16 protein-coding genes are annotated in these 19,899 nt (G+C 65.2%); 10 read left to right on the plus strand and 6 right to left on the minus strand.

The features are described 5' to 3' along the window. The first annotated feature begins 40 nt into the window (after positions 1-40). Genes RY1_RS24120 through truA form a run of 3 tightly spaced genes read left to right on the plus strand, consistent with a single transcriptional unit; the run spans position 41 to position 2,597 of the window. Positions 41-1,105 (plus strand): DNA-directed RNA polymerase subunit alpha, encoded by a 1,065-nt coding sequence (locus RY1_RS24120; RefSeq protein WP_072806587.1) that lies wholly within the window; start codon positions 41-43, stop codon positions 1,103-1,105. Between the two features lie 34 nt (positions 1,106-1,139). After that, on the plus strand, positions 1,140-1,700 hold the full coding sequence (rplQ, locus tag RY1_RS24125) for a 50S ribosomal protein L17 (protein ID WP_072806588.1): 561 nt from the start codon (positions 1,140-1,142) through the stop codon (positions 1,698-1,700). A gap of 39 nt (positions 1,701-1,739) precedes the next feature. Next, a complete protein-coding gene (gene truA / locus RY1_RS24130; RefSeq protein WP_245819926.1) occupies positions 1,740-2,597 on the plus strand; it encodes a tRNA pseudouridine(38-40) synthase TruA in 858 nt (285 codons plus the stop codon). Here truA and RY1_RS24135 read toward each other — a convergent pair. Beyond that, on the minus strand, positions 2,540-3,529 hold the full coding sequence (locus RY1_RS24135) for an EamA family transporter (RefSeq protein ID WP_072806590.1): 990 nt from the start codon (positions 3,527-3,529) through the stop codon (positions 2,540-2,542). The genes truA and RY1_RS24135 overlap by 58 nt on opposite strands. Positions 3,530-3,598: 69 nt before the next feature. On the opposite strand from RY1_RS24135, the gene RY1_RS24140 reads away from it, so the two are divergent. Continuing rightward, positions 3,599-4,180: a CGNR zinc finger domain-containing protein gene (locus RY1_RS24140; RefSeq protein WP_072806591.1), complete on the plus strand. Its 582-nt coding sequence runs from the start codon at positions 3,599-3,601 to the stop codon at positions 4,178-4,180. Beyond that, the gene (locus tag RY1_RS24145) at positions 4,170-4,751 is read left to right on the plus strand and encodes an NADPH-dependent FMN reductase (RefSeq protein WP_245819917.1); all 582 of its coding nucleotides are present in this window, start codon (positions 4,170-4,172) and stop codon (positions 4,749-4,751) included. The genes RY1_RS24140 and RY1_RS24145 overlap by 11 nt, the downstream gene beginning before the upstream one ends. Here the strand turns inward: RY1_RS24145 and eccE are convergent. Continuing rightward, a complete protein-coding gene (eccE, locus tag RY1_RS24150; protein WP_072806592.1) occupies positions 4,739-6,427 on the minus strand; it encodes a type VII secretion protein EccE in 1,689 nt (562 codons plus the stop codon). The two genes, RY1_RS24145 and eccE, sit on opposite strands and share 13 nt — an antisense overlap. A gap of 138 nt (positions 6,428-6,565) precedes the next feature. On the opposite strand from eccE, the gene eccB reads away from it, so the two are divergent. Continuing rightward, positions 6,566-8,014 (plus strand): type VII secretion protein EccB, encoded by a 1,449-nt coding sequence (eccB, locus tag RY1_RS24155; protein WP_072806593.1) that lies wholly within the window; start codon positions 6,566-6,568, stop codon positions 8,012-8,014. Between the two features lie 6 nt (positions 8,015-8,020). Here the strand turns inward: eccB and mycP are convergent, their stop codons facing one another. From mycP to RY1_RS24170, 3 genes are all read right to left on the minus strand, one after another. Further along, positions 8,021-9,487 (minus strand): type VII secretion-associated serine protease mycosin, encoded by a 1,467-nt coding sequence (gene mycP / locus RY1_RS24160; protein ID WP_245819918.1) that lies wholly within the window; start codon positions 9,485-9,487, stop codon positions 8,021-8,023. Further along, complete coding sequence (eccD, locus tag RY1_RS24165) at positions 9,484-10,968, minus strand: type VII secretion integral membrane protein EccD (RefSeq protein WP_072806595.1); 1,485 nt, start codon at positions 10,966-10,968, stop codon at positions 9,484-9,486. Before eccD ends, mycP begins: the two co-directional genes overlap by 4 nt. A gap of 138 nt (positions 10,969-11,106) precedes the next feature. After that, positions 11,107-12,096 (minus strand): LLM class flavin-dependent oxidoreductase, encoded by a 990-nt coding sequence (locus RY1_RS24170; protein WP_072806596.1) that lies wholly within the window; start codon positions 12,094-12,096, stop codon positions 11,107-11,109. Between the two features lie 226 nt (positions 12,097-12,322). Here RY1_RS24170 and eccCa point away from each other — a divergent pair, with 226 nt between their 5' ends. From eccCa to RY1_RS24190, 4 genes are all read left to right on the plus strand, one after another. Next, on the plus strand, positions 12,323-16,348 hold the full coding sequence (gene eccCa, locus RY1_RS24175; protein WP_174565461.1) for a type VII secretion protein EccCa: 4,026 nt from the start codon (positions 12,323-12,325) through the stop codon (positions 16,346-16,348). Continuing rightward, positions 16,333-17,910, plus strand: a complete 1,578-nt coding sequence (locus RY1_RS24180; RefSeq protein ID WP_072806598.1) for a type VII secretion-associated protein — start codon at positions 16,333-16,335, stop codon at positions 17,908-17,910. The genes eccCa and RY1_RS24180 overlap by 16 nt, the downstream gene beginning before the upstream one ends. 156 nt (positions 17,911-18,066) lie before the next feature. Beyond that, on the plus strand, positions 18,067-18,375 hold the full coding sequence (locus RY1_RS24185) for a WXG100 family type VII secretion target (protein ID WP_245819919.1): 309 nt from the start codon (positions 18,067-18,069) through the stop codon (positions 18,373-18,375). Between the two features lie 87 nt (positions 18,376-18,462). Continuing rightward, on the plus strand, positions 18,463-18,753 hold the full coding sequence (locus tag RY1_RS24190) for a WXG100 family type VII secretion target (protein WP_072806599.1): 291 nt from the start codon (positions 18,463-18,465) through the stop codon (positions 18,751-18,753). A gap of 233 nt (positions 18,754-18,986) precedes the next feature. On the opposite strand, the gene RY1_RS24195 is transcribed toward RY1_RS24190, so the two are convergent. Further along, positions 18,987-19,868 (minus strand): helix-turn-helix transcriptional regulator, encoded by an 882-nt coding sequence (locus RY1_RS24195; RefSeq protein ID WP_084727802.1) that lies wholly within the window; start codon positions 19,866-19,868, stop codon positions 18,987-18,989. Positions 19,869-19,899 lie beyond the last annotated feature (31 nt).

Below are 19,899 nucleotides of genomic sequence, written 5' to 3' on the forward strand. Positions count from 1 at the left end.
GGACGTCAAATAGCGGACGTCCGTACAGGAGGAAAACAACATGCTCATCTCACAGCGCCCGACGTTGACCGAAGAGGTCATCGCCGACAACCGCTCGAAATTCGTCATCGAGCCGCTCGAGCCTGGCTTCGGTTACACCCTCGGCAACTCGCTCCGCCGTACCCTGCTGTCGTCGATCCCCGGCGCTGCTGTCACCAGCATCCGTATCGACGGCGTTCTTCACGAGTTCACCACCGTCCCCGGAGTCAAGGAAGATGTCACCGACATCATCCTGAACCTCAAGGGCCTCGTCGTGAGCTCCGAAGAGGACGAGCCGGTCACCATGTACGTCCGCAAACAGGGCCCAGGCACTGTCACTGCAGGCGACATCGTTCCCCCGGCCGGCGTCACGGTCAACAACCCGGATCTGCACATCGCGACCTTGAACGACAAGGGCAAGTTGGAGATCGAGCTCGTCGTAGAGCGCGGTCGCGGCTATGTCCCCGCCGTCCAGAACAAGGCTTCCGGCGCAGAGATCGGCCGGATTCCGGTCGACTCGATCTACTCGCCGGTGCTCAAGGTCACCTACAAGGTGGAGGCCACCCGCGTCGAACAGCGCACCGACTTCGATCGGCTCGTTCTCGACGTGGAGACCAAGAATTCCATCACCGCGCGGGACGCGCTCGCTTCGGCGGGCAAGACCCTGGTTGAGCTCTTCGGCCTCGCCCGTGAGCTGAACGTCGAAGCAGAAGGAATCGAGATCGGACCCTCGCCCGCCGAGGCCGATCACATCGCATCCTTCGGACTCCCCATCGAGGATCTGGACCTGACGGTCCGTTCCTACAACTGCCTCAAGCGCGAGGGTGTTCACACCGTCGGCGAGCTGGTTGGTCGTACCGAGTCCGATCTGCTGGACATCCGTAACTTCGGACAGAAGTCCATCGACGAGGTGAAGGTCAAGCTGCATTCGCTCGGCCTCTCGCTCAAGGACAGCCCCGCGTCCTTCGATCCGACCACCGTGCCGGGATACGACGCCACCACGGGAACGTGGAGCGACACCGACGCCGGTTCTTTCGCAGACAGCGAAGGCACCGAGCAGGACTACGCCGAGACAGAACAGCTGTAATCAGCTCGCTGGAGCTCTTACTAGGAGATTCATCATGCCCAAGCCCACCAAGGGCCGCCGTCTCGGCGGGTCGGCGTCGCACCAGAAGGCCATCCTGGCCAACCTGGCGACGGCACTCTTCGAGCACGGCCGCATCACCACGACCGAGTCGAAGGCCAAGCGCCTTCGTCCCCACGCCGAGAAGCTCGTCACCCATGCCAAAAAGGGTGATCTGGCTCATCGTCGTGAGGTACTCAAGACGATCAACAACAAAGATGTCGTGCACAAGCTCTTCGCCGAGATCGGGCCTTTCTTCGCCGATCGCGACGGTGGCTACACACGCATCATCAAGACCGTCCCCCGCAAGGGTGACAACTCGCCGATGGCCATCATCGAGCTCGTCAACGAGCAGACGGTGTCCAACGAAGCAGATCGCGCTCGTCGCGTGAAGGCTTCGCAGGCTGCTCCCGCCGCAGAGGACAACGTCGTCGAGGCTGTCGAAGCCGACGCGACCGAGGCCGAAGTAGAGAACGCCGAGGCAGTCGTCGACGCGATCGAGGACGAGTCCGCAACTGCTGCGGATGCGCCCGAGGCAGAAGAAGCCAAGAAGGACTAGTTCCTCTTGACGTCTTCGACAGACCGAAGCGGACCCACCATTCCCACAGGGGATGGTGGGTCCGCTTTTTCGGTGAGCAACAGAATCCGGCTGGACATTTCCTACGATGGCACCGATTTCTCCGGGTGGGCTCGTCAACCGGGACTTCGCACGGTGTGCGGTGTGCTGGAGGAAGCATTTTCCACGGTGCTACGTCAACAGATCGAGCTGACCGTCGCCGGGCGAACGGACGCCGGGGTCCATGCCACGGGGCAGGTTGCGCATTTCGACGTCCACGGCGGAATCGACGAACCCGATCGGTTGGTCAGGCGGATGGCCCGATTCCTTCCGACCGATGTTCGCGTCACCGCCGTGACTGCGGTGTCGAGCGACTTCGACGCCCGATTCTCGGCGTTGCGCAGGCACTACGAATACCGGTTCAGCACCGCGCGGTACGGCGTCGATCCGCTCGACGTGCGGGGCGTCGTGTCGTGGCCGCGGGTGATCGATCTGGACGCGATGCGCGATGCCTCGTCACGGCTGCTCGGGTTGCACGACTTCGCGGCGTTCTGCAAACGCCGGGACGGCGCGACGACGGTACGCGAGCTGCAGCGTTTCGACTGGGAGCGCGTCCGCGACCGCGTCACCGCCTACGTCAGCGCCGACGCCTTCTGCTGGTCCATGGTTCGAAGCCTGGTCGGTGCCATGCAGGCAGTGGGGGAAGGGCGTCGCAGTCCCGAGTGGACCGCGGCACTGCTCGATGCGCGTGCCCGTTCGAGCTCTGTCACGGTCGCGCCCGCACACGGGCTGGCGTTGGTAGCCGTGGATTACCCGGGGCAGGACGAGCTCGCGGCCCGCAATCAGGCGACGCGGGAGGTGCGAGGGGACATCCCGTCGGCCTCGGGTGGTTGCTGCTGAGGAGAACCGTCCGGGTGCGGCGCCGAAGTACGTTGCCCGACGCGTGCAAGTACGAGGCCGGCCAGAATGCCTGCGCCACCGAGGTATTGGACGGCGCTGACCGATTCGCCCAGCAGAAGCCAGGCCGCGATCACGGCGAAGAGCACCTCCATGAGCGATACGATCGATCCGAGGGTGGGACCGAGTCGGCTGATCGCGCCGATGCCCGTCAGGTAGGCCGCGACTGTGCTGACGAGTACGAGAACGGCGACGGCGGTGATCGCCGGAACGGTTGCTCCTGCCATGACAGCGGGGGAATCGGTGAAGACGAGTGGGACGATCCCGATCGCCCCGAGCACAGCGATCAAGACGGCGGCGACGGTGAGCCCGCCCGCTGCGAGCAGAACCGGGCTCAGATGTTCACTGGTGTTCTCCGAGACGACGAAGTAGACGGCAAGGCAGACTGCAGCGGCGAGGGCCCAGGCGACTCCGATCCAGCTGACGCGCGTGGTGCCGAAGAGATCCAGAACACCGACGGCACCGACGAGAGCGAGTGCGCCGCCCGAGGCGGTCAGTGCCGAGGGCGGGGTGCTTCGCGCGAGCCACATCCAGCCGACGACGAGCACGAGCGCGAGGTATTCGAGCAGAAGCGCGATACCGACGGACAGGTGCTGGACCGCATTGAAGAAGCAGACCTGGACGCCTGCGATCGCCACCACGCCGTAGACGGCGATGCTCCGCACCGCGCCGGTGCGCCGGGCTCGCAGTGCACTTCGGATGCGAGTGCGTTGCGTGAGTGCGGCGATGGCGATCATGACGAGCGCGCCTCCGGTGATCCGTGCGAAAGCAGCCGCGGTCGGTGACCAGCCTGCTTCGATCAGGGACTTGGCGAACGGCCCCGATACGCCGAAAGTGGCGGCCGAGATCAGCGCGAACAGCACTCCGGATCGCATCGGTTTCTCCTGTCATGATCCAAACGTAGTTATGCTCGTGACGATATCGGAATTCGCTCAGGAGTGACAATGCACTTAGCACCTGACAGCCGCGAGGCTCTCGTCGCGGCCGCCGCACTGGTGAACACCGGGCGCGGTGGCATCGAGCTTCTGGGTGATGTCTCGGCCCTCGGGGAGTTCTTCCTCGTGCACGGATGGACCGGCCGTCGCGACGGATCGGACGCCGAGCTCGACGCCGTTCGATCGCTGAGGCAGGCATTGGGCCAGGTGTGGGACGCATCCGATGTGGACGACGCAGCTCGCCTCGTGAACGCGATGTTGCTCGCGACGCACGCGCGGCCGCAGCTTGCGCGACACGGCGACGTCGGATGGCATCTGCACATGAGTAGCGATGCCGACGCTCTTGCCGACAGAATGGGTGCCGAGGCCGCGATGGCAATCCTGGACTTGATTCGTTCCGGTGACATCGATCGGCTCCGACGCTGTGTGTCCGCCGAGTGTGACGCAGTGCTCGTCGATCTGACGAAGAACAAATCGAAGCTCTACTGCGACACGGGCAACTGTGGCAACCGCGAACATGTGGCTGCATACCGCGCCAGGAAGTCGAGCAACAGCGGCACGACCCGATACGCTGGCCGGCGTGACCAGTGAATCGGACCGAATCAGCGAACCGCTGAATCTGGCAGTGATCGTGGCGAGTGTGCGGCCAGGTCGGCTCGGTCCGGTCGTCGCCGACTGGTTCCTCGATCGGGTTGCCGCTCGAGGTGGTTTCTCGGCGACGACGCTCGATCTGCTCGATTTCGACTTGCCTGCCGATCTGACTCCGTCACCGGCCGGAGAGGCATTCGCGTCGGCGATCGGCGCTGCCGACGCGATCGTCGCTGTGACTCCCGAGTACAACCACGGGTATCCGGCTTCCCTGAAGACCGCGTTGGACAGTGTCAAGTACGAGTGGCGCGGTAAACCCATCGGATTCGTTTCCTACGGCGGGCTGTCCGGTGGCCTGCGTGCGACGGAACAGTTGCGCCAGGTGGTAGCCGAACTGCATATGGTGTCCGTGCGCGACAGTGTCGGATTCCACCGCGCCAGAAAAGCATTCGACGATCTGGGTGAGACGACGGACCCGGCGGCCACGGATGCGAGCATGCGGATGCTGGGTCAACTTCACTGGTGGGCTGCACTGTCGGCGCGCAACAGTGCGATCGAGCACTATCCGGGTTGACCGGCCGCTGTCGGTACTCGGACGCTACGTGGGCGGCCGATGAACGCGGTCTCCTGCGAGATGGTCACCAGGACCACAGAAGTTTCGTGTGCTCCCGCGCGTACTAACAGTCGGTCGCCTGCGGCTCCCGGCTGGACGAGAGTGAGGTCTGGATCGGGCATCGGTGTCCGTGGAAGGTGTTCGGTGAGGAGCAGAGTCGTGGTGCGATCTGTTCGTTGTCGAGGTGCGGTGAACGATGCGTCGGCGAAGTCCTCGACGATCATGTCGAAACGCGCTTCGGCGCGAAGCGGACCACCGTCGAGATGCAGACGATCGGGAGTGGCCACCGAATCGGCCAGTGGGCCCCATGCATGTGGGCGGTCGGTGCGCACCAGCACACGTGCGCCGGTGGCGACCGCTCGGAACACCAACTGCTGAGCCAGATAGAGCTCACCGGCGACGAGCACGGTGCCGATGTCGCGTCCGTGCACGCGCATGGCCACTCCGTGGCCGGATGCGTTCGAGCCCAGCAGTTGTCCGCATCCGCTCACGGGCAGCCGGAGCTCGGACAGGCGAGAGTAGTCGAGTTCGCGCACAGGCTGTGAGTGGCCGGGCGCAGTGATGCCCAGGGGGAGAGTGGTGAGCAGGGCTTCGCGGTGTCGCCCGTTCATGGACACGGCGCCTGGCAGCCGAGGCTCGGGGCGCGTAGAGCGTGTGACGAAGCGGCACTCACCGGAGACCCGAACGCGGTCGACCGCCGATCCGGGTGTCAGACGCACCACGACGGTCGTGGACAGCGACGGCAGAGCCCAGAGTTCGGTCAGGACGGCGTTGTCGATTTTTCGACAGTCGAAACCGTACCCTTCGCTCTTGACCCCAGGAAGCGGTGCTGCTGTCCAACTTTCCGTGAGTCGGTCGGTGGAAACACCGCGAAGCAGTTGCGATGTTGCGGCTGTGATCTCGGGTCGAGTGAGCATCCGTGACGTAATTCTTGCGGCGGTCAGCGCCCGCGAGACTCGCTCGGTAGCGATGGCGACCGTGAGTGCGGCACCGGTCCCTCCGCCGCCACGCGCGTCGATGGCAGCTCGATTCGAGGCCAGGTCCAGCGACACCGCGACCCACACCGTGCGGGAGGCGACGGCAGGAAGTGGGCCGATGAGTCGCTCGTAGACATCCGTCGCGGGAGTGCCCGATGCGGTTCGCAGTCCGTGTGCGACGACGTCGATCCCGCTGAGCGTTATGTCGTGCTGGGACAGGCACTCGGCGAGCCTCGCGAGATCGAGTGCGACGTCCGTGTTCGCCTCGGATCTTCCGAGGGTGGTGACAGCGGCGGTCGCCGGTTGCAGTTCGAGGACACATGTCACGCGGCCGGGACGCCAGTGGACGCCGAACGATCGTCCGTCACTCCACGACTGATCGGTCGTGACTCCGATGTCAGGCATGCGGTGCGACGCGTAGCGCGCGGCGGTGGCGAACCAGTCGACTACCTCGCGGCCGGCCACGACGACGAATGGAAGGAGTGCGCTCGCCGCGGCACTCCAGATGACGGCGGCGGTGGGCAGCCCGGCAACGACGGCGGCTGCCACCAGCGCGGCCACTACCGATTGGGTCCACACCAGCCGGCCGATGCGTGGAAGTCGCAGTGCAACTGCAGAATCGAACGACCGGGCAGTGCGACGACGCGCATGTACCGTCATTCAGATCGATCCTCCCCCCGAAGGCATGCACACGAGACGGTGTCGAACTGGTGTCGCCGACTCGTGACTGGGACTGTACTGTGTCGCGCGGGGAACGGCTCGTGGGGGTTCGGGCCGCCCGTGACGGCAGGGGGGCTCGTGGCGGCGACACCGACGACGAAGTGGCAGGTGGGCGGGTACCGCTTTCTCGTCAGGCGAATGGAACATGCCCTCGTGCGCAGAGATGTGCGGATGCTGCACGATCCCATGCGCTCTCAGTCGCGGGCACTGTCGGTCGGGATGGTGGTGGCGTGTCTCGGCCTCGCCGGATGCGCGGCGCTCGCACTGCTGCGTCCACAGGACAAGATCGGCGACGCCACGATCGTGGTCGGCAAGGACTCGGGAGCGATGCTGGTCCGTGTCGACGAGACGTTTCACCCCGTTCTCAACCTTGCCTCGGCCCGGCTGATCGTCGGAAGTCCGGAGTCTCCGACCATCGTCAAGGAATCCGAACTCGACGGCCGCAGCCGTGGTTCGCTGGTCGGGATTCCGGGAGCGCCGTCGGCTCTGCCTCACGACGAGGCCGGAGCGGGGCAACCGTGGACGGTCTGCGACAGTCACGACGAGCGCGGTGTGTCGAGTACTGCTGTGATTGCCGGGCAGCCGGATTTCGACGGCCGGACCGCGCCGATCGCGGCGAGCGATGCGTTCCTGTGGGCCGCTTCGGACGGCACCTATCTGGTGTACGGGGGTTCTCGGGCACGTATCGACCTCACCGATCGCGCGGTCGTGAGAGCTCTCGGGTTGGACGGGGTTCAGCCGTCGAGTGTCAGTGTCGGGCTGGTGAATTCGGTTCCGGTGATCCAGCCGATCGTGCCGCCGATCATTGCCCGTGCAGGCGAGCTTCCTGCCTACCCCATGGCGAGCAAGCCGATCGGTTCGGTGGTCAAGGTATCGGGCGTGGACGTGCACTACTACGTCGTGTTGGAGGGCGGTATTCAAGCGATCTCCGAGGCGACCGCACAGTTGATCACGTTCGCCGATTCACAGGGAAGTCCCGAGATCGAGACGGTGAACCCCGATGTCTTGCATGCCGCGCCGACGGTGAATCAACTCGACGTCGACACCTTTCCCGCCGTAGCGCCGTCCATCATCGACACACGCCTCGCGCCGGTCGGTTGCCTGACCTGGGAACCGTCCGAGCCTACGGAAGGTGGTCCCAGCGCCCGCCTCGTTCTGTCCGCCGGGACGTCGTTGCCGCTCGACGGTGCGGCTCGTCCGGTCAGGCTCGCTCAGTCCGACGGCAGTGGCCCTGCCGTCGACGATGTGTATCTGGCGCCGGGAAGCGGCGGCTTCGTCCGAACCACGGGGATCGATACCGGCAGCGCACGCCGGGATGCGTCGTTCTTCGTGTCCGACACCGGTGTTCGTTTCGGAGTACCGGACGAGGAATCGGCGAAGGCGCTCGGCCTCGGAACTCCGGCGCCCGCGCCATCGCCGATCGTCGAGCTACTCGGCACCGGCCCGTCTCTGAGCCGGTCGGCCGCGCTGACCGCCCACGACGGCATCGAACCGGATCCCGATGCTGCCGCACTCGGGGGCCGATGATCGACGTCAGAGTGTGCGGCCCTGCTCCCGTGTCTTCGACCGAAACGTCTCCGCTCGAAACGCCCTCGCCCGAAACGTCTCCGACCGAGCAGCCACCGATCGAAGGGGTATCGAGATGCCGAGCCCGGCAGCGAGGAGGAGAACCAGAACGATCGTCCCCGTCAGCGCAGCCGTCCGTGGTCGGACATCCTGCGCCGGTGGTATCGCAGGGGCGGAGATCGGCACAGGCTCGACTGCGTCGATGGAGGGCAACCCGTCGACCTGTGCGGTCACCGCAGCAAGCGGATCGACGACGCCGTATCCGATCATCGGGTTCCATCCTTCCGCTGGACGATGTGCTGTTGCCTCGATCCGGTCGATCACCTGCGCCGCAGACAGATCGGGCCGATGAGCCCGGACGAGCGCGGCCACCGCGGCCACCAGTGGCGCCGCAAAGCTCGTGCCCTGGATCGGTCGCACGTTTCCTTGATTGTCGATGATGCCCGCGGCCAGTCCGGTGCCCGCAGGAGACAGTGACGTGATCGCGGTGCCAGGAGCTGCGACGTCGACCCACGGGCCTGCCAGAGTGAAACTGGACGGTCTGCCGTCGGCGTCGACCGCACCGACCGTGAGTACCTGCTCGTCGAACCACGCCGGTGTCGCGATGGTCGAGATTCGATTCCACTGATCGGCGCCTGGATCGATCGGATCGGGCAGAGGATTCTGGGTTCGGCACCCGGTGTCGCCTCCGCCGGTATTGCCCGCTGCGGCCACGACGACGACATCCTTGACGCGCGCGGCGTAGTCGATCGCGGCACCGAGCGGGCCGTCGGTCATGCCACCGGCGCTCGGAACGCACGCTACCTCGGAAATGTTGATGACGGTCGCCCCCGCGTCGGCAGCAGTTCGCACCGCTCGGGCCATCGTCATGACGTTCCCGTAGCCCGAGGAGTTCTCGGCCGGAATTCTGTCGGCCTCCTCCGGTGTGCGTTCACGCTGAAACTGACTACTGGACTGCCGTATCGAGAGGATGCCCGCACCGGGTGCGCCTCCGGCGAATCCGCTTCCGGGTGCGGTCTGCGCGGCAATGAGACCTGCCACGATCGTGCCGTGTGCGTCGCAATCGGAAAGTCCATCTCCGGTGTACACGTAGTCACCGCCTGGCCGCAGCCCCGGAAGTCTCGGATGCGGTGAGACACCGGTGTCGATGACTGCGACCAACTGTCCGACCCCGCGCGTGATCGGCCATACGGCCTGGAAATCGAGTAGGCGCTGGGCGTCGGGTACCGCGGGCCCGTCCACGGCCGGTGCGGCGGAGGCACATGGGTTGCGCTGTTCGGTCGGATCGGGAGGCATCGGCGGCGCAGGCTCGGGCAACAGCGATGCGTCGACGACGGGCCGCTCTGCCAGCGCCGTCCCCGCACCGAGCGAGAAGGCAAGGACCAGAACGACACTGGCGTATACACATCCAGCGCGCGCCCTGCTACCTCTCACAGAGCGCGCATGGCCGAGTACAGACCGCACACCCAACACGCGATCGGTACGATGCCCGCGATCGCGGCGTACTCGACGAGCTCGGCCGATCTTCGTAGCACCGGCGAGTACTGCCGTGTCGGCACGATGGATCCGAACACGAGCGCGACGACGGTCACCGAGATCGCGGCGAGAAACATGGTGAGCGGCCGAGTTGTACTCCCCAGCACGGCGGCGCCGAGCAACGTCAGAGCGATGATCGCACCGGCGGACACCATCGGAATCGCGTGGTGCAGTTCGGCGAACGTCCGGCCGCGCAACGCCAGTACGAGGGCCGTCAGAAGCGCGAGCGCGATGCCGGGCCAGAACGCTCGACCGCTGTCCTCGGTTGCCAGAGCCGCGGTTGTGGCACCGATGGCGGCGACGGCGGAACCGGCGGATACCAACCCCGTCAGATAGCTACGGGCGACTGCCGCCGCCGTGTCGAGATCTTCGTACGAATGTGTCTGTACCTCGTCTCGATCGTCGAGGGGCGCGCCCGCAGTCGGGACCGGGGGTAGCGGGAGCCGGGCCTGCATCATGGCCAACCTCGGTGCGAAGGCGAGTCCGGCGAGTGCGATCGTCGTCGCGGCCGCACCGAGCGTCGGCACTGGAATTTCGGCGAACGTCGCCGTGGCCGCCGCGACTGCCGTGACGAACGCCGTCACCGCGCTCCCGGTGAACAATGCCGAACCGAGCCCGCCGAGTCGCATGGCCAGGATTGCGACAGCAGTGACAGCCGCCGCGCCGAGCATGAGGTGTGGCGCCCCGACAGGCAGCGGCACGAAGAGGACCCCGGCGGTGAAGGCAAGCGGTAACGCGCACGCGGACATGAAGAGTGCCGTCGCGGTATCGGATCCGATGCGGCCGGCAACGGACCCGGCGATCAGAAGAAGTACCCCCGCGCTCGCCGCTGCGACTGCGAGCGCGAGTGTCGTGTCGCGGTCTGCACCGCTGGACAGGGCGCTGCTCAGCACACCGGCGCAGGCGAGTGCCACGGCGATCGATCCGACGACGAACCCGGCGATCCTGGCAGTCCTCGACGTCCACGGTGAGTTCCGGCTCGATCCGGCCGACGCCACCGCGTACATGAGGTCGTCGAAGAGCGGAGCGGGAGCGGGTGATTCGGCATCACCGAGTACCAGCAACTCGCCGTCCCGTATCCCGGACTCGTCCAGCGTCCGGGTCCCGGGTAGCGGAGATCGGCCGAGTCGCGAGAGCACGAACGGCTGCCGGGCTTCGTCGGCGTGGCCTGCGTGCGGACCGAGCAGGTCCACGATTCCCGGAAGCAGCAGCGCAAGTGGCACATCCGTCGGCAATGCCATGTCCACCTGAGCCGATTTCGCGAGAATCGTGATGCGGCACAGATCCATGGCTGCAGGCGAAGGATCGGAACCTCGCCGTGGTGCGTCGTCGAATCCCCGCGTGACGCGGTCGGCCGACCGAACGAGATCCCCAGTCATGACATTCCCCCCGGAACGATCACAGCGACAAAGCACTCGAGCACTGCTGTGCCCGGCAGCGCTCGACTCTACGACATGACCGAGACCGGTGGTGACTGGCGACGATTCTCAGGCGGACGATTCTAAGGCGGACGATTGTCAGGCAGGCGTCAGTTCGCTGACGTCGGCCAGCAGTTCGAACGAACGCAACCAGGACGTCCGATCGCCGACGTTCGAGATCGCGATCAGCTCGTCGGCCCCTGCATGTCGCGCGAAACTGTCGAGGTATTCCTTGACGACGTTCGGAGTACCGACCGCCGAATACGTCGTCATCTGTGCGATCTGCCTGCCCTGGGGAGCTTCCAACAGCATGTCGGCTTCCTCGTCGGTGAACTTTCTTCCACGACCGAGCAGAAGGCTCACCCGACTCCGTTTGCTTGCCAGGAACTGGCGCTGGGCGTCCTCGTCGGTGTCGGCCACGATGACGTTGAGACCGGCGATGACGTACGGCGCATCCAATTGCTGCGACGGGCGGAACTCACGGCGATAGATCGTGACAGCCTGCTCGAGTGCGTCGGGTGCGAAGTGGGACGCGAATGCGAACGGAAGCCCGAGCGCGGCGGCGAGTTGAGCACCGAACAACGACGATCCGAGTATGTAGAGCGGAACGCCGGTTCCCGCGCCCGGTGTCGCTTGGACGCCTGCTACCAGGGACTCGTCGGAAAGAAATCCCTGCAGTTCCTGAACATCCTGCGGGAATCGCTCGGCCGACGACGGATCGCGGCGCATCGCGCGCATCGTCGGTTGGTCGCTGCCGGGAGCGCGTCCCAGTCCGAGATCGATGCGTCCTGGGTGCAGGGTCGCGAGCGTCCCGAACTGCTCGGCGATGGTCAGCGGTGCGTGGTTGGGAAGCATCACCCCGCCCGATCCGAGCCGGATCGTGCTGGTGTGCGCGGCGACGTGGCCGATGAGAACACTGGTGGCCGAGGACGCGATCGAGCTCATGTTGTGGTGTTCTGCGTACCAGATTCTTCGGTATCCCCATTTTTCCGCACTCTGGGCGAGGGTCACGCTCGCGTCGAAGCTGTCCTTGACGCTTTCGCCTTCGCCGATATGAGCCAGGTCGAGGATGGAGAGGGGTACTGACACGGTTGACGCCGGCCTTTCGTTTGCTTCGTCCAGTTGTTGCGCGCACGAGCCCGGATCGGTACTCGAAGCCTGTAGCGGTCAACCACACCGCGCGTGCAACTATTCCGCACCCGTCGGGGTTGGCCGTGAGCGATCGATGGGCTAGCCTACCCGAAAACAGACCGCTCGCCTGGGAACGAGAGTGTCTGCGGTAACGGGGGATACCGAGCGGTGGGGGCATCGACGCGTGAGTACGGTTCGATTCGTTCGTGGGCAGCGACGTCCCGTGCCGCGGACGCCGGGTGGTGAGGTGACGCTGCAAGCGCCACCGGAGATTCCGCGCGTCGTTCCCGGAAATCTGATGACGAAGCTCATGCCGGTGGTGATGGTTGCCGCGATGGTCGGCATGGTCGCGCTCATGTTCACCTCCGGGATGGCGGCCAATCCGATGATGCTGATGTTCCCCGCCATGATGCTGGTGTCGATGCTCGGCATGGTCGCGGGCGGTGGCAGAGGCGGTGGAGCGCGGACGGCCGAAGCGAACGAGGACCGCAAGGACTACCTGCGCTATCTCGATGGACTGCGCAGAGATGTGACGTCGACGGCGGCAGATCAGCGAGCTGCACTGGCCTGGTCGCACCCGAGCCCGGCGATGCTGTGGGCATTCGCGGGTACGCCCCGAATGTGGGAGCGACGCGATTCGGATCCAGATTTCTGCCACGTCCGAGTCGGCACGGGGGATCAGCGGCTCGCAACCCGGCTCGTACCACCGGAAACTGGGCCCGTCGAGGAGTTGGAACCGGTGTCCGCGGTGTCGCTCAGGCGGTTCGTGCGCGCACATTCGGTGGTGGCCGACCTACCGACAGCGGTGTCCCTCCGTGGATTCGCGGCGATCTCCATCGCAGGCGATCGAGAGATGTCCCGAGGCATGGTCCGCGCGATGGTGGCCTCACTGTGCACGTTCCACGACCCCGATCGAGTGCGAGTAGCAGTCGTGTGTGGCCCGGACACCGTGCAGCACTGGGACTGGACCAAATGGCTGCCGCACACGCAACACGACGTCGCCCGTGACGGTGCCGGTACCGCAAGAATGATCTACGGCTCGTTCCTGGAACTGGAAACGTCACTAGGGGAGCATCTCTCGCTCCGGAACCGTTTCACGAGAGGAAGTGTGCCCGCGGCCTCGGTGCCGCAGCTGGTGATCGTCGTCGACGGCGGTCTGCTGGACAACACGGGCACCGACGTGGCGCGTACGGGACTGGAAGGGGTCACCATCGTCGATCTGTCCGACTTCGCCGCTGGGCTGGCATCGAGCCGCGGAATTCGCATGCTGGCCGAGGACGGCACCATCGGAGCAGTCAGTGGAGATCGCGTAGAAGTATTCGGGCGGCCGGATACGCTCAGCGTCGCGCAAGCGGAAACCGTCGCGCGACGCCTCTCGCCCTATCGCATCACGACCCGTTCCTCGTCGGAACCGGGGTCCGACGATCGTGAAACTCTCTCCAGCTGGACCCAATTGCTCGGAATACGGGATCTCGGGCAGCTCGATCCCGAGCAGGCGTGGGTTCCACGGCGAGGACGCGAGCGGCTTCGAGTGCCGATCGGAATTGCGCCCGACGGAAGTCCTGTCGAGATCGATCTGAAGGAATCCGCCGAGAACGGCATGGGCCCACACGGGTTGTGCATCGGGGCAACGGGATCGGGCAAGTCCGAGTTCCTGCGGACCCTCGTGCTCGGATTGGTGACCACACACAGTCCGGACCAGCTGAACCTGGTTCTCGTCGATTTCAAGGGCGGCGCCACCTTCGCGGGTCTGGAGGACGCTCCACACGTCGCCGCAGTGATCACCAACCTGTCCGACGATCTGGCGCTCGTCGACCGAATGAAGGATGCCATCGCGGGCGAGATGAACCGCAGGCAGGAGTTGCTCCGCGACTCGGGCAACTTCGCAAACGTGTCGGACTACGAGAAAGCGCGCGCGGCGGGCGCCAATCTGTCTCCGCTGCCTGCGCTGTTCATCGTCGTCGACGAGTTCTCCGAGTTGCTCAGCCAACAACCCGAGTTCGCGGATCTGTTCGTCGCGGTCGGGCGACTCGGTCGGTCGCTGCACATTCATCTGTTGCTCGCCAGTCAGCGATTGGAGGAGGGAAAGCTGCGCGGGCTCGACAGCCACCTCTCGTATCGGATCGGACTGAAAACATTCTCGGCCAACGAGTCTCGCTCTGTCCTCGGAGTTCCGGACGCGTATCACCTGCCGGCGCAGCCCGGTGCGGGCTACCTCAAGAGCGATTCCGCCGAAATCGTTCGATTCGCTGCTGCCTACGTGTCCGGGCCGTACGTGCGCCCGCGCGTGAGCGGACGCAGCGTCGTACGGACGGGGGTCGACATCCGTCCTCGGGTCTTCGGAGCGTTTCCGGTGCAGTCCGTCGGCACGGAGCAGCGGGCGGCGCCGCCGACACTCATGCTCGACGATCCGTCGCCGTCCGAGGCGCTACCGGCGGAAGACTCACCGGCACACGAGTCACCTGCAGAGGAGACGACGATGCTCGACATGGTCGTCGACCGTGTCCGAGGCCGCGGTTCTGCCGCGCACGAGGTGTGGCTTCCCCCGCTCGACCTTCCGCCGACGCTGGACCGGTTGATGTCGGATTCGATTCTCACCGGTGCTCCCACGAGCCCCGCTATTCTGCGCGTACCGATCGGAATCGTGGATCGACCGTACGACCAGCGCCGAGATCTCCTGATGGTCGACCTGTCCGCTGCCGGCGGACACCTGGCCGTGGTGGGCGGTCCACAATCGGGGAAGTCGACAGTGCTGCGCACCCTCGTGATGTCGCTCGCACTCACGAACTCGCCGTCGAACGTGCAGATCTACTGCTTGGATTTCGGTGGTGGAACGCTGACCGGCCTCAGCGGCCTGCCTCATGTCGGGTCGGTCGCGAGCAGACTCGACGTCGACCGTGTGCGGCGTACGGTTGCCGAGGTCACCGCCGTCATCGGCCGCCGCGAGCGAGTGTTTCGTGAGCGTGGTATTGATTCGATGGCCGAGTTCCGGCGTCGTCGAACGGCCAGTCCCGACGACGACGACGCATTCGGTGACGTGTTCCTCGTCGTCGACGGTTGGGCGAGCATCAGATCCGATTTCGAGTCCCTCGAACCGCAGCTCGCGGCTCTGACCGCTCAAGGCCTGTCCTACGGTGTCCACCTCGTCGTCAGTGCCTCCCGGTGGGCCGAGATACGCCCTGCCACCAAGGATCTCGTCGGCACACGCATCGAACTCAAGTTGGGCGATGCATCGGATTCGGAGTTCGGCCGTGCCAAAGCTGCACGGGTACCGGAGAATCGGCCTGGCCGAGGCATCACCAAGGACGGATTGCACCTACTGGCCGGATTGCCCCGCGTGGACGGCCGACCATCGAGCGACGATCTCGGTGCCGGCATCGCGAATGCGGTGGCTGCGATCTCCGAGGTCTTCGTCGGCCGATCCGCACCGCCGGTACGCATGCTCCCGGAGAATCTGACGCGCGCCGAACTCGTCGACGCTGTGCGCGGCCGATGGCCGAGGGCCGATGTGGACAGGCCGGAACTGTCGGTACCGATCGGCGTCGACGAAGCCGAATTGAAGCCGGTAGCACTCGATTTCGCCGAGCAGGCACACTTTCTGGTCTTCGGCGACACCGAGTGCGGTAAGACAGCACTACTACGGTCTGTCTGCACCTCGCTGGTCGAGTCGAATTCATCGGCTCACGTCAAGATAGTGCTCGCCGACTATCGACGAACGATGCTCGGGGCCGTTCCTGCTGATCATCTGGCGGGCTACGCTGCGTCGCAGTCGGTTCTGACTGCGATGACGGGTGAGCTCGCGTCGAAGCTCGCGGCCAGAATGCCTGGGCCCGAGGTCACTGCCCAGCAACTTCGTGAACGAACGTGGTGGAGTGGACCCGAAATCTTCGTGGTCGTCGACGATTACGATCTGGTGGCGACGGCGTCGGGCAATCCACTGTCCGTTCTCGTCGAATATCTGCCCCATGCCCGAGATATCGGATTCCACCTGATCGTCGCTAGGAGGTCCGGTGGAGCATCGCGCGCGCTGTACGACCCGGTGGTGTCTCGCCTGCGCGATCTCGTCTCGCCCGGACTCGTCATGAGTGGCAGCCGTGACGAGGGCAATCTGATCGGTTCGGTCAAACCGAGCGCCATGCCACCTGGACGTGGAACGCTCGTCGACCGGCGCGGGCAGTCGTTGATCCAGCTCGCGTGGACGTCGCAGTGAGTGCGGATCGGACCTATGCGGCAGTCCATGTGGCCGACGGGGTGCTGACCGTTCTACTCTCGCGCGCCGACGACGTCGTCGAGAACGAACACGCGACGGGGGACTACCGAATGATGGGGTCGGTCGCCGACGCCGAGGTGATCCTCGGCTCCGAAGTCGTACCGTCCGGCACGGTGCTGTCGGCGATCTTCACCGCGTTGCTCGACGGTGTCGGCGCAGGCGAAGGCGTCGACGTGCTCGAGATCGCATGCCCCGCGATGTGGGGCGTGCACGACAGGAGAGCGGTTCGTGCCGCCGTTCGAGATCTGGCTCGTGACGTCGTGATGGCCGATGCCTCGACGGCTGCCGTCCAGACGGTCGGCGAGCGCACACCGGACTTCGCCGTCGTCGTCGAGCTGGCCGAGCTCGACTCCGTCGTGACCGCGGTGTCGTTCGAATCGGACGGTACGGTCCATCGAACGGGTGCGTGGGCGGCCGTGGGTTCAGCGGACCTCGTTGCAGACTCGGCCGCGTCGCAGTCGGTCCGAGACCGCGTGTCGGCAGCGATCGCCGCGCGACGTATCCGAAGTCCGGTCGATGTGTTCGTCGTCGATGCATCAGGTCCGCCCAGGGGCCCAGAATTCAGCGGCCCTGGCGTGTCCGGGGCTGGCTCGGTTGGCGCTGGCTCGGTTGGCGCTGGCTTGGTTGGCGCGGATGTGGTGGACTCGCCGCATCGATGTCGTCCGGTATCGGGTTCGGACATGGTTCGGGCGATGGCAGCGAGAGCCGGGATCTCACAGTTCGGATCGACGACTGCCGACGTCTACGGCGGTGGCGGTGTCGATCAGGTCGACACGGAGAACAGTCACCTTCTGCCACAACCTGTGCGGTCGGCCGCATGGTTGAGTGATGCCACACCGGACCCAGTCGAATCGACACGACCGCGCGTGGTGGTACTCGCGAGCACCGCTGTGGTGGTGGTCGCCGTCCTCGTGGCAGTCTCGGTGTTGTTGTTGCGTAACACAACCGGTCACTCGTCGGTTGCGGCGTCGCCGCCCACATCTGAGGTAGTGGTCCCATCGACTGGGCCCTTCGAACCGCTCGAACCGCTCGAACCGCTCGAATCCGAATCCGCCCCGGAATCGGAATCGGAATCCGACTCGGAGAGATTCCAGCGGGGCCGCGCTGGTGTCGAGTTACCTTCCACCTGGACCGCACGCGCCGAGGCCGACCGATTGATCATGGTCCCGCCGGATCTGCCCGATCGTCGAATCGTGATGACGGCGAGCGAGTTGCGGCCGGGAACCTCGTTCGACGAGGTGGCCGACGAACTCATCGACGCGGCTGCACGGCGAGGGAGCGATTCCACGTTGTCGGACTTCACCAGAGCTACGGATGTGAACGGGAGGGTGGCACTTTCGTACGTCGAGACGCCCGACGCGGACTCGGTGGTGAAGTGGCAGGTCTTCGTCGAGCACGACCTTCAGATCAGCATCGGGTGCCAGTCGGGGACAGGCGAGGACGAACTGCTCGCCGAAGAATGCTCCCGTGCTGTGTCGACCTTGTCGGTCACGTCCGAATGAGGCAGTGAGAAAGTCCGCGCTCGGTGGAACCGAACAGGGCTGACGGTGCGTCAAATCAGATGTGGGGGGAGAACCGCACGCACTCCGGCGAACCACTACCTAGACCGAGTGCTCGTCCGGGTGCTCGCGACCGAAGAGATGAACAGGGAGCCGAACATGGCAGATGCAAATATCGAAACCATGCTCGCCGTCGCCGCCAAGGTCGACGGATTGCGAGATCAGATCGCGGGGCAGTTGAGGGGGCTTCGCTCCGACGTCGACCTTGCCGCGTCGGGAATCTGGAAGGGAACCGCGTCGACCACTTTCGCGCAGGTCATGACGAACTGGGATTCCAGCGCGTTCAAGCTCGAGAACGCGCTGGCGGGGATCAGCCAAGCCATCAAGACGAGCGGCGTGGAATACGACCAGTCCGAGCAGGACAACGTCGCTTCCATCAACGCTGTTGCCGGGACGCTCAATCTCTGACCTCGGCGCCTGCGTCAGGGTCGATTTTTCGACTCGATTCACCTACTCGATCACCCAGTTCATCACCCGAACGAAACGAGGAACCACATGGACGGCGAAATCAGATACAACTTCGGCTCGATCGCTGATCTGACCAGCGGCATGACGGTCAAATGGCAGTCGCTCAACGAGAAGCTCGACGAGATCAAATCCACCATCCAGCCACTCGTTGCCACGTGGCAGGGCGCCGACGCGGATGCCTATCAGGTCAAGCAGGGGGAGTGGAATGCGGCGCAGGCGGAGCTGACGACAGTGCTGCAGAGCCTGATCGGCGCCGTCAGCTCGGGCAACCAGAAGATGATCGAGCAAGAAGCGCTGAACAGGTCACGCTTCACCTGATCCGTGCGCACCGCTGCACCAGCCCGGCTCCGGCATCGATTCGTGTCGGAGCCGGGCTGATTTCATACTGTGCTGGTTTCATGCTGTGCCGATTTCACAGCGTGGATCTCAATGCGGGAGGCAAGCGGGGTGCTGTGGTGGCTGCTTGTCGCGACGGCGGTGTGGGCAGGGAGCTATCGCGGAGGGCCGTGCTTTTGGCTTCCGGTTGGGAGACGACAAGTTCGTCGCGGGTTCTATCGGGTGGGAGTCGCGCGTGTAAGAACCAAGGCAGGGTCGTTGCTCTGGAGTTCGAGGGCCAGGTGATCGGTACTGTGTGGACTGGTGGTGTAGACGAGGAGCCATTGTTCGGGGTCGGGTAGCGGCAGTATCTGGTAGTCGAGGATGAGGTGCCCGGCGTCGGGGTGAGCGAAGTGTGTTGTCCCAGAAGCCGAATTATGGACATGGTGCTCATCCCAGAGCCGGGCGAACGTCGCATCGCCTGATAGTTCTGTGACGAGGCGACACAGATCACGGTCGGCACCGTCCCGCAGCGCGTGCGTACGCAGGAATGAGATCGATTGAGCCGCAGCCTGTTCCCAGTCCGCATGGCGGACACGCACGTCAGGGTCGAGGAAGAGGGCACGCAGCAGATTTTTGCCAGTCAGGTCACCGAGCAGTCCGGCGCCGGGCGGGTTCTGCGCCAGGACCTGCATACGCCGGCCCAGGATCAGCGCCGGGGCCGAGGTGAGTGCGGCCAGCAGGTGCAGCCCACCGTTGCTGGGCTGCTGTGCCGGGAGTTGTCGGCTGCAGGTGCTGGTGTCGTCGCGGTGGGCGCCGGCCAGAAACTGCAGATAATCACGCTCGGCGGTGTCCAGCCGCAGCGCTGCGGCCAGGGAGTTGAGCACCGACACCGAGGGGTGCAGGTCGCGGCCCTGCTCGAGACGGGTCAGGTAGTCGGTGCTGACCCCAGCAAGCTGGGCGAGTTCTTCACGTCGCAGACCCGGGACACGGCGGCGCCCCATCGACGCCGTACCGACGTCAGCGGGATGCAGCCTTGCACGCCTTGTACGCAGAAACCCGCCCAGTCCGGCCGCCCGCCCGCCCATCACGCTCCGATCCACACGTCGCTTCTGCATCTATGTCCCTGCGGTGGGTATAAGTCATTGC

It is taken from the genome of Rhodococcus yunnanensis NBRC 103083 (assembly GCF_001895005.1).
Lineage (GTDB): Bacteria > Actinomycetota > Actinomycetes > Mycobacteriales > Mycobacteriaceae > Rhodococcoides > Rhodococcoides yunnanense.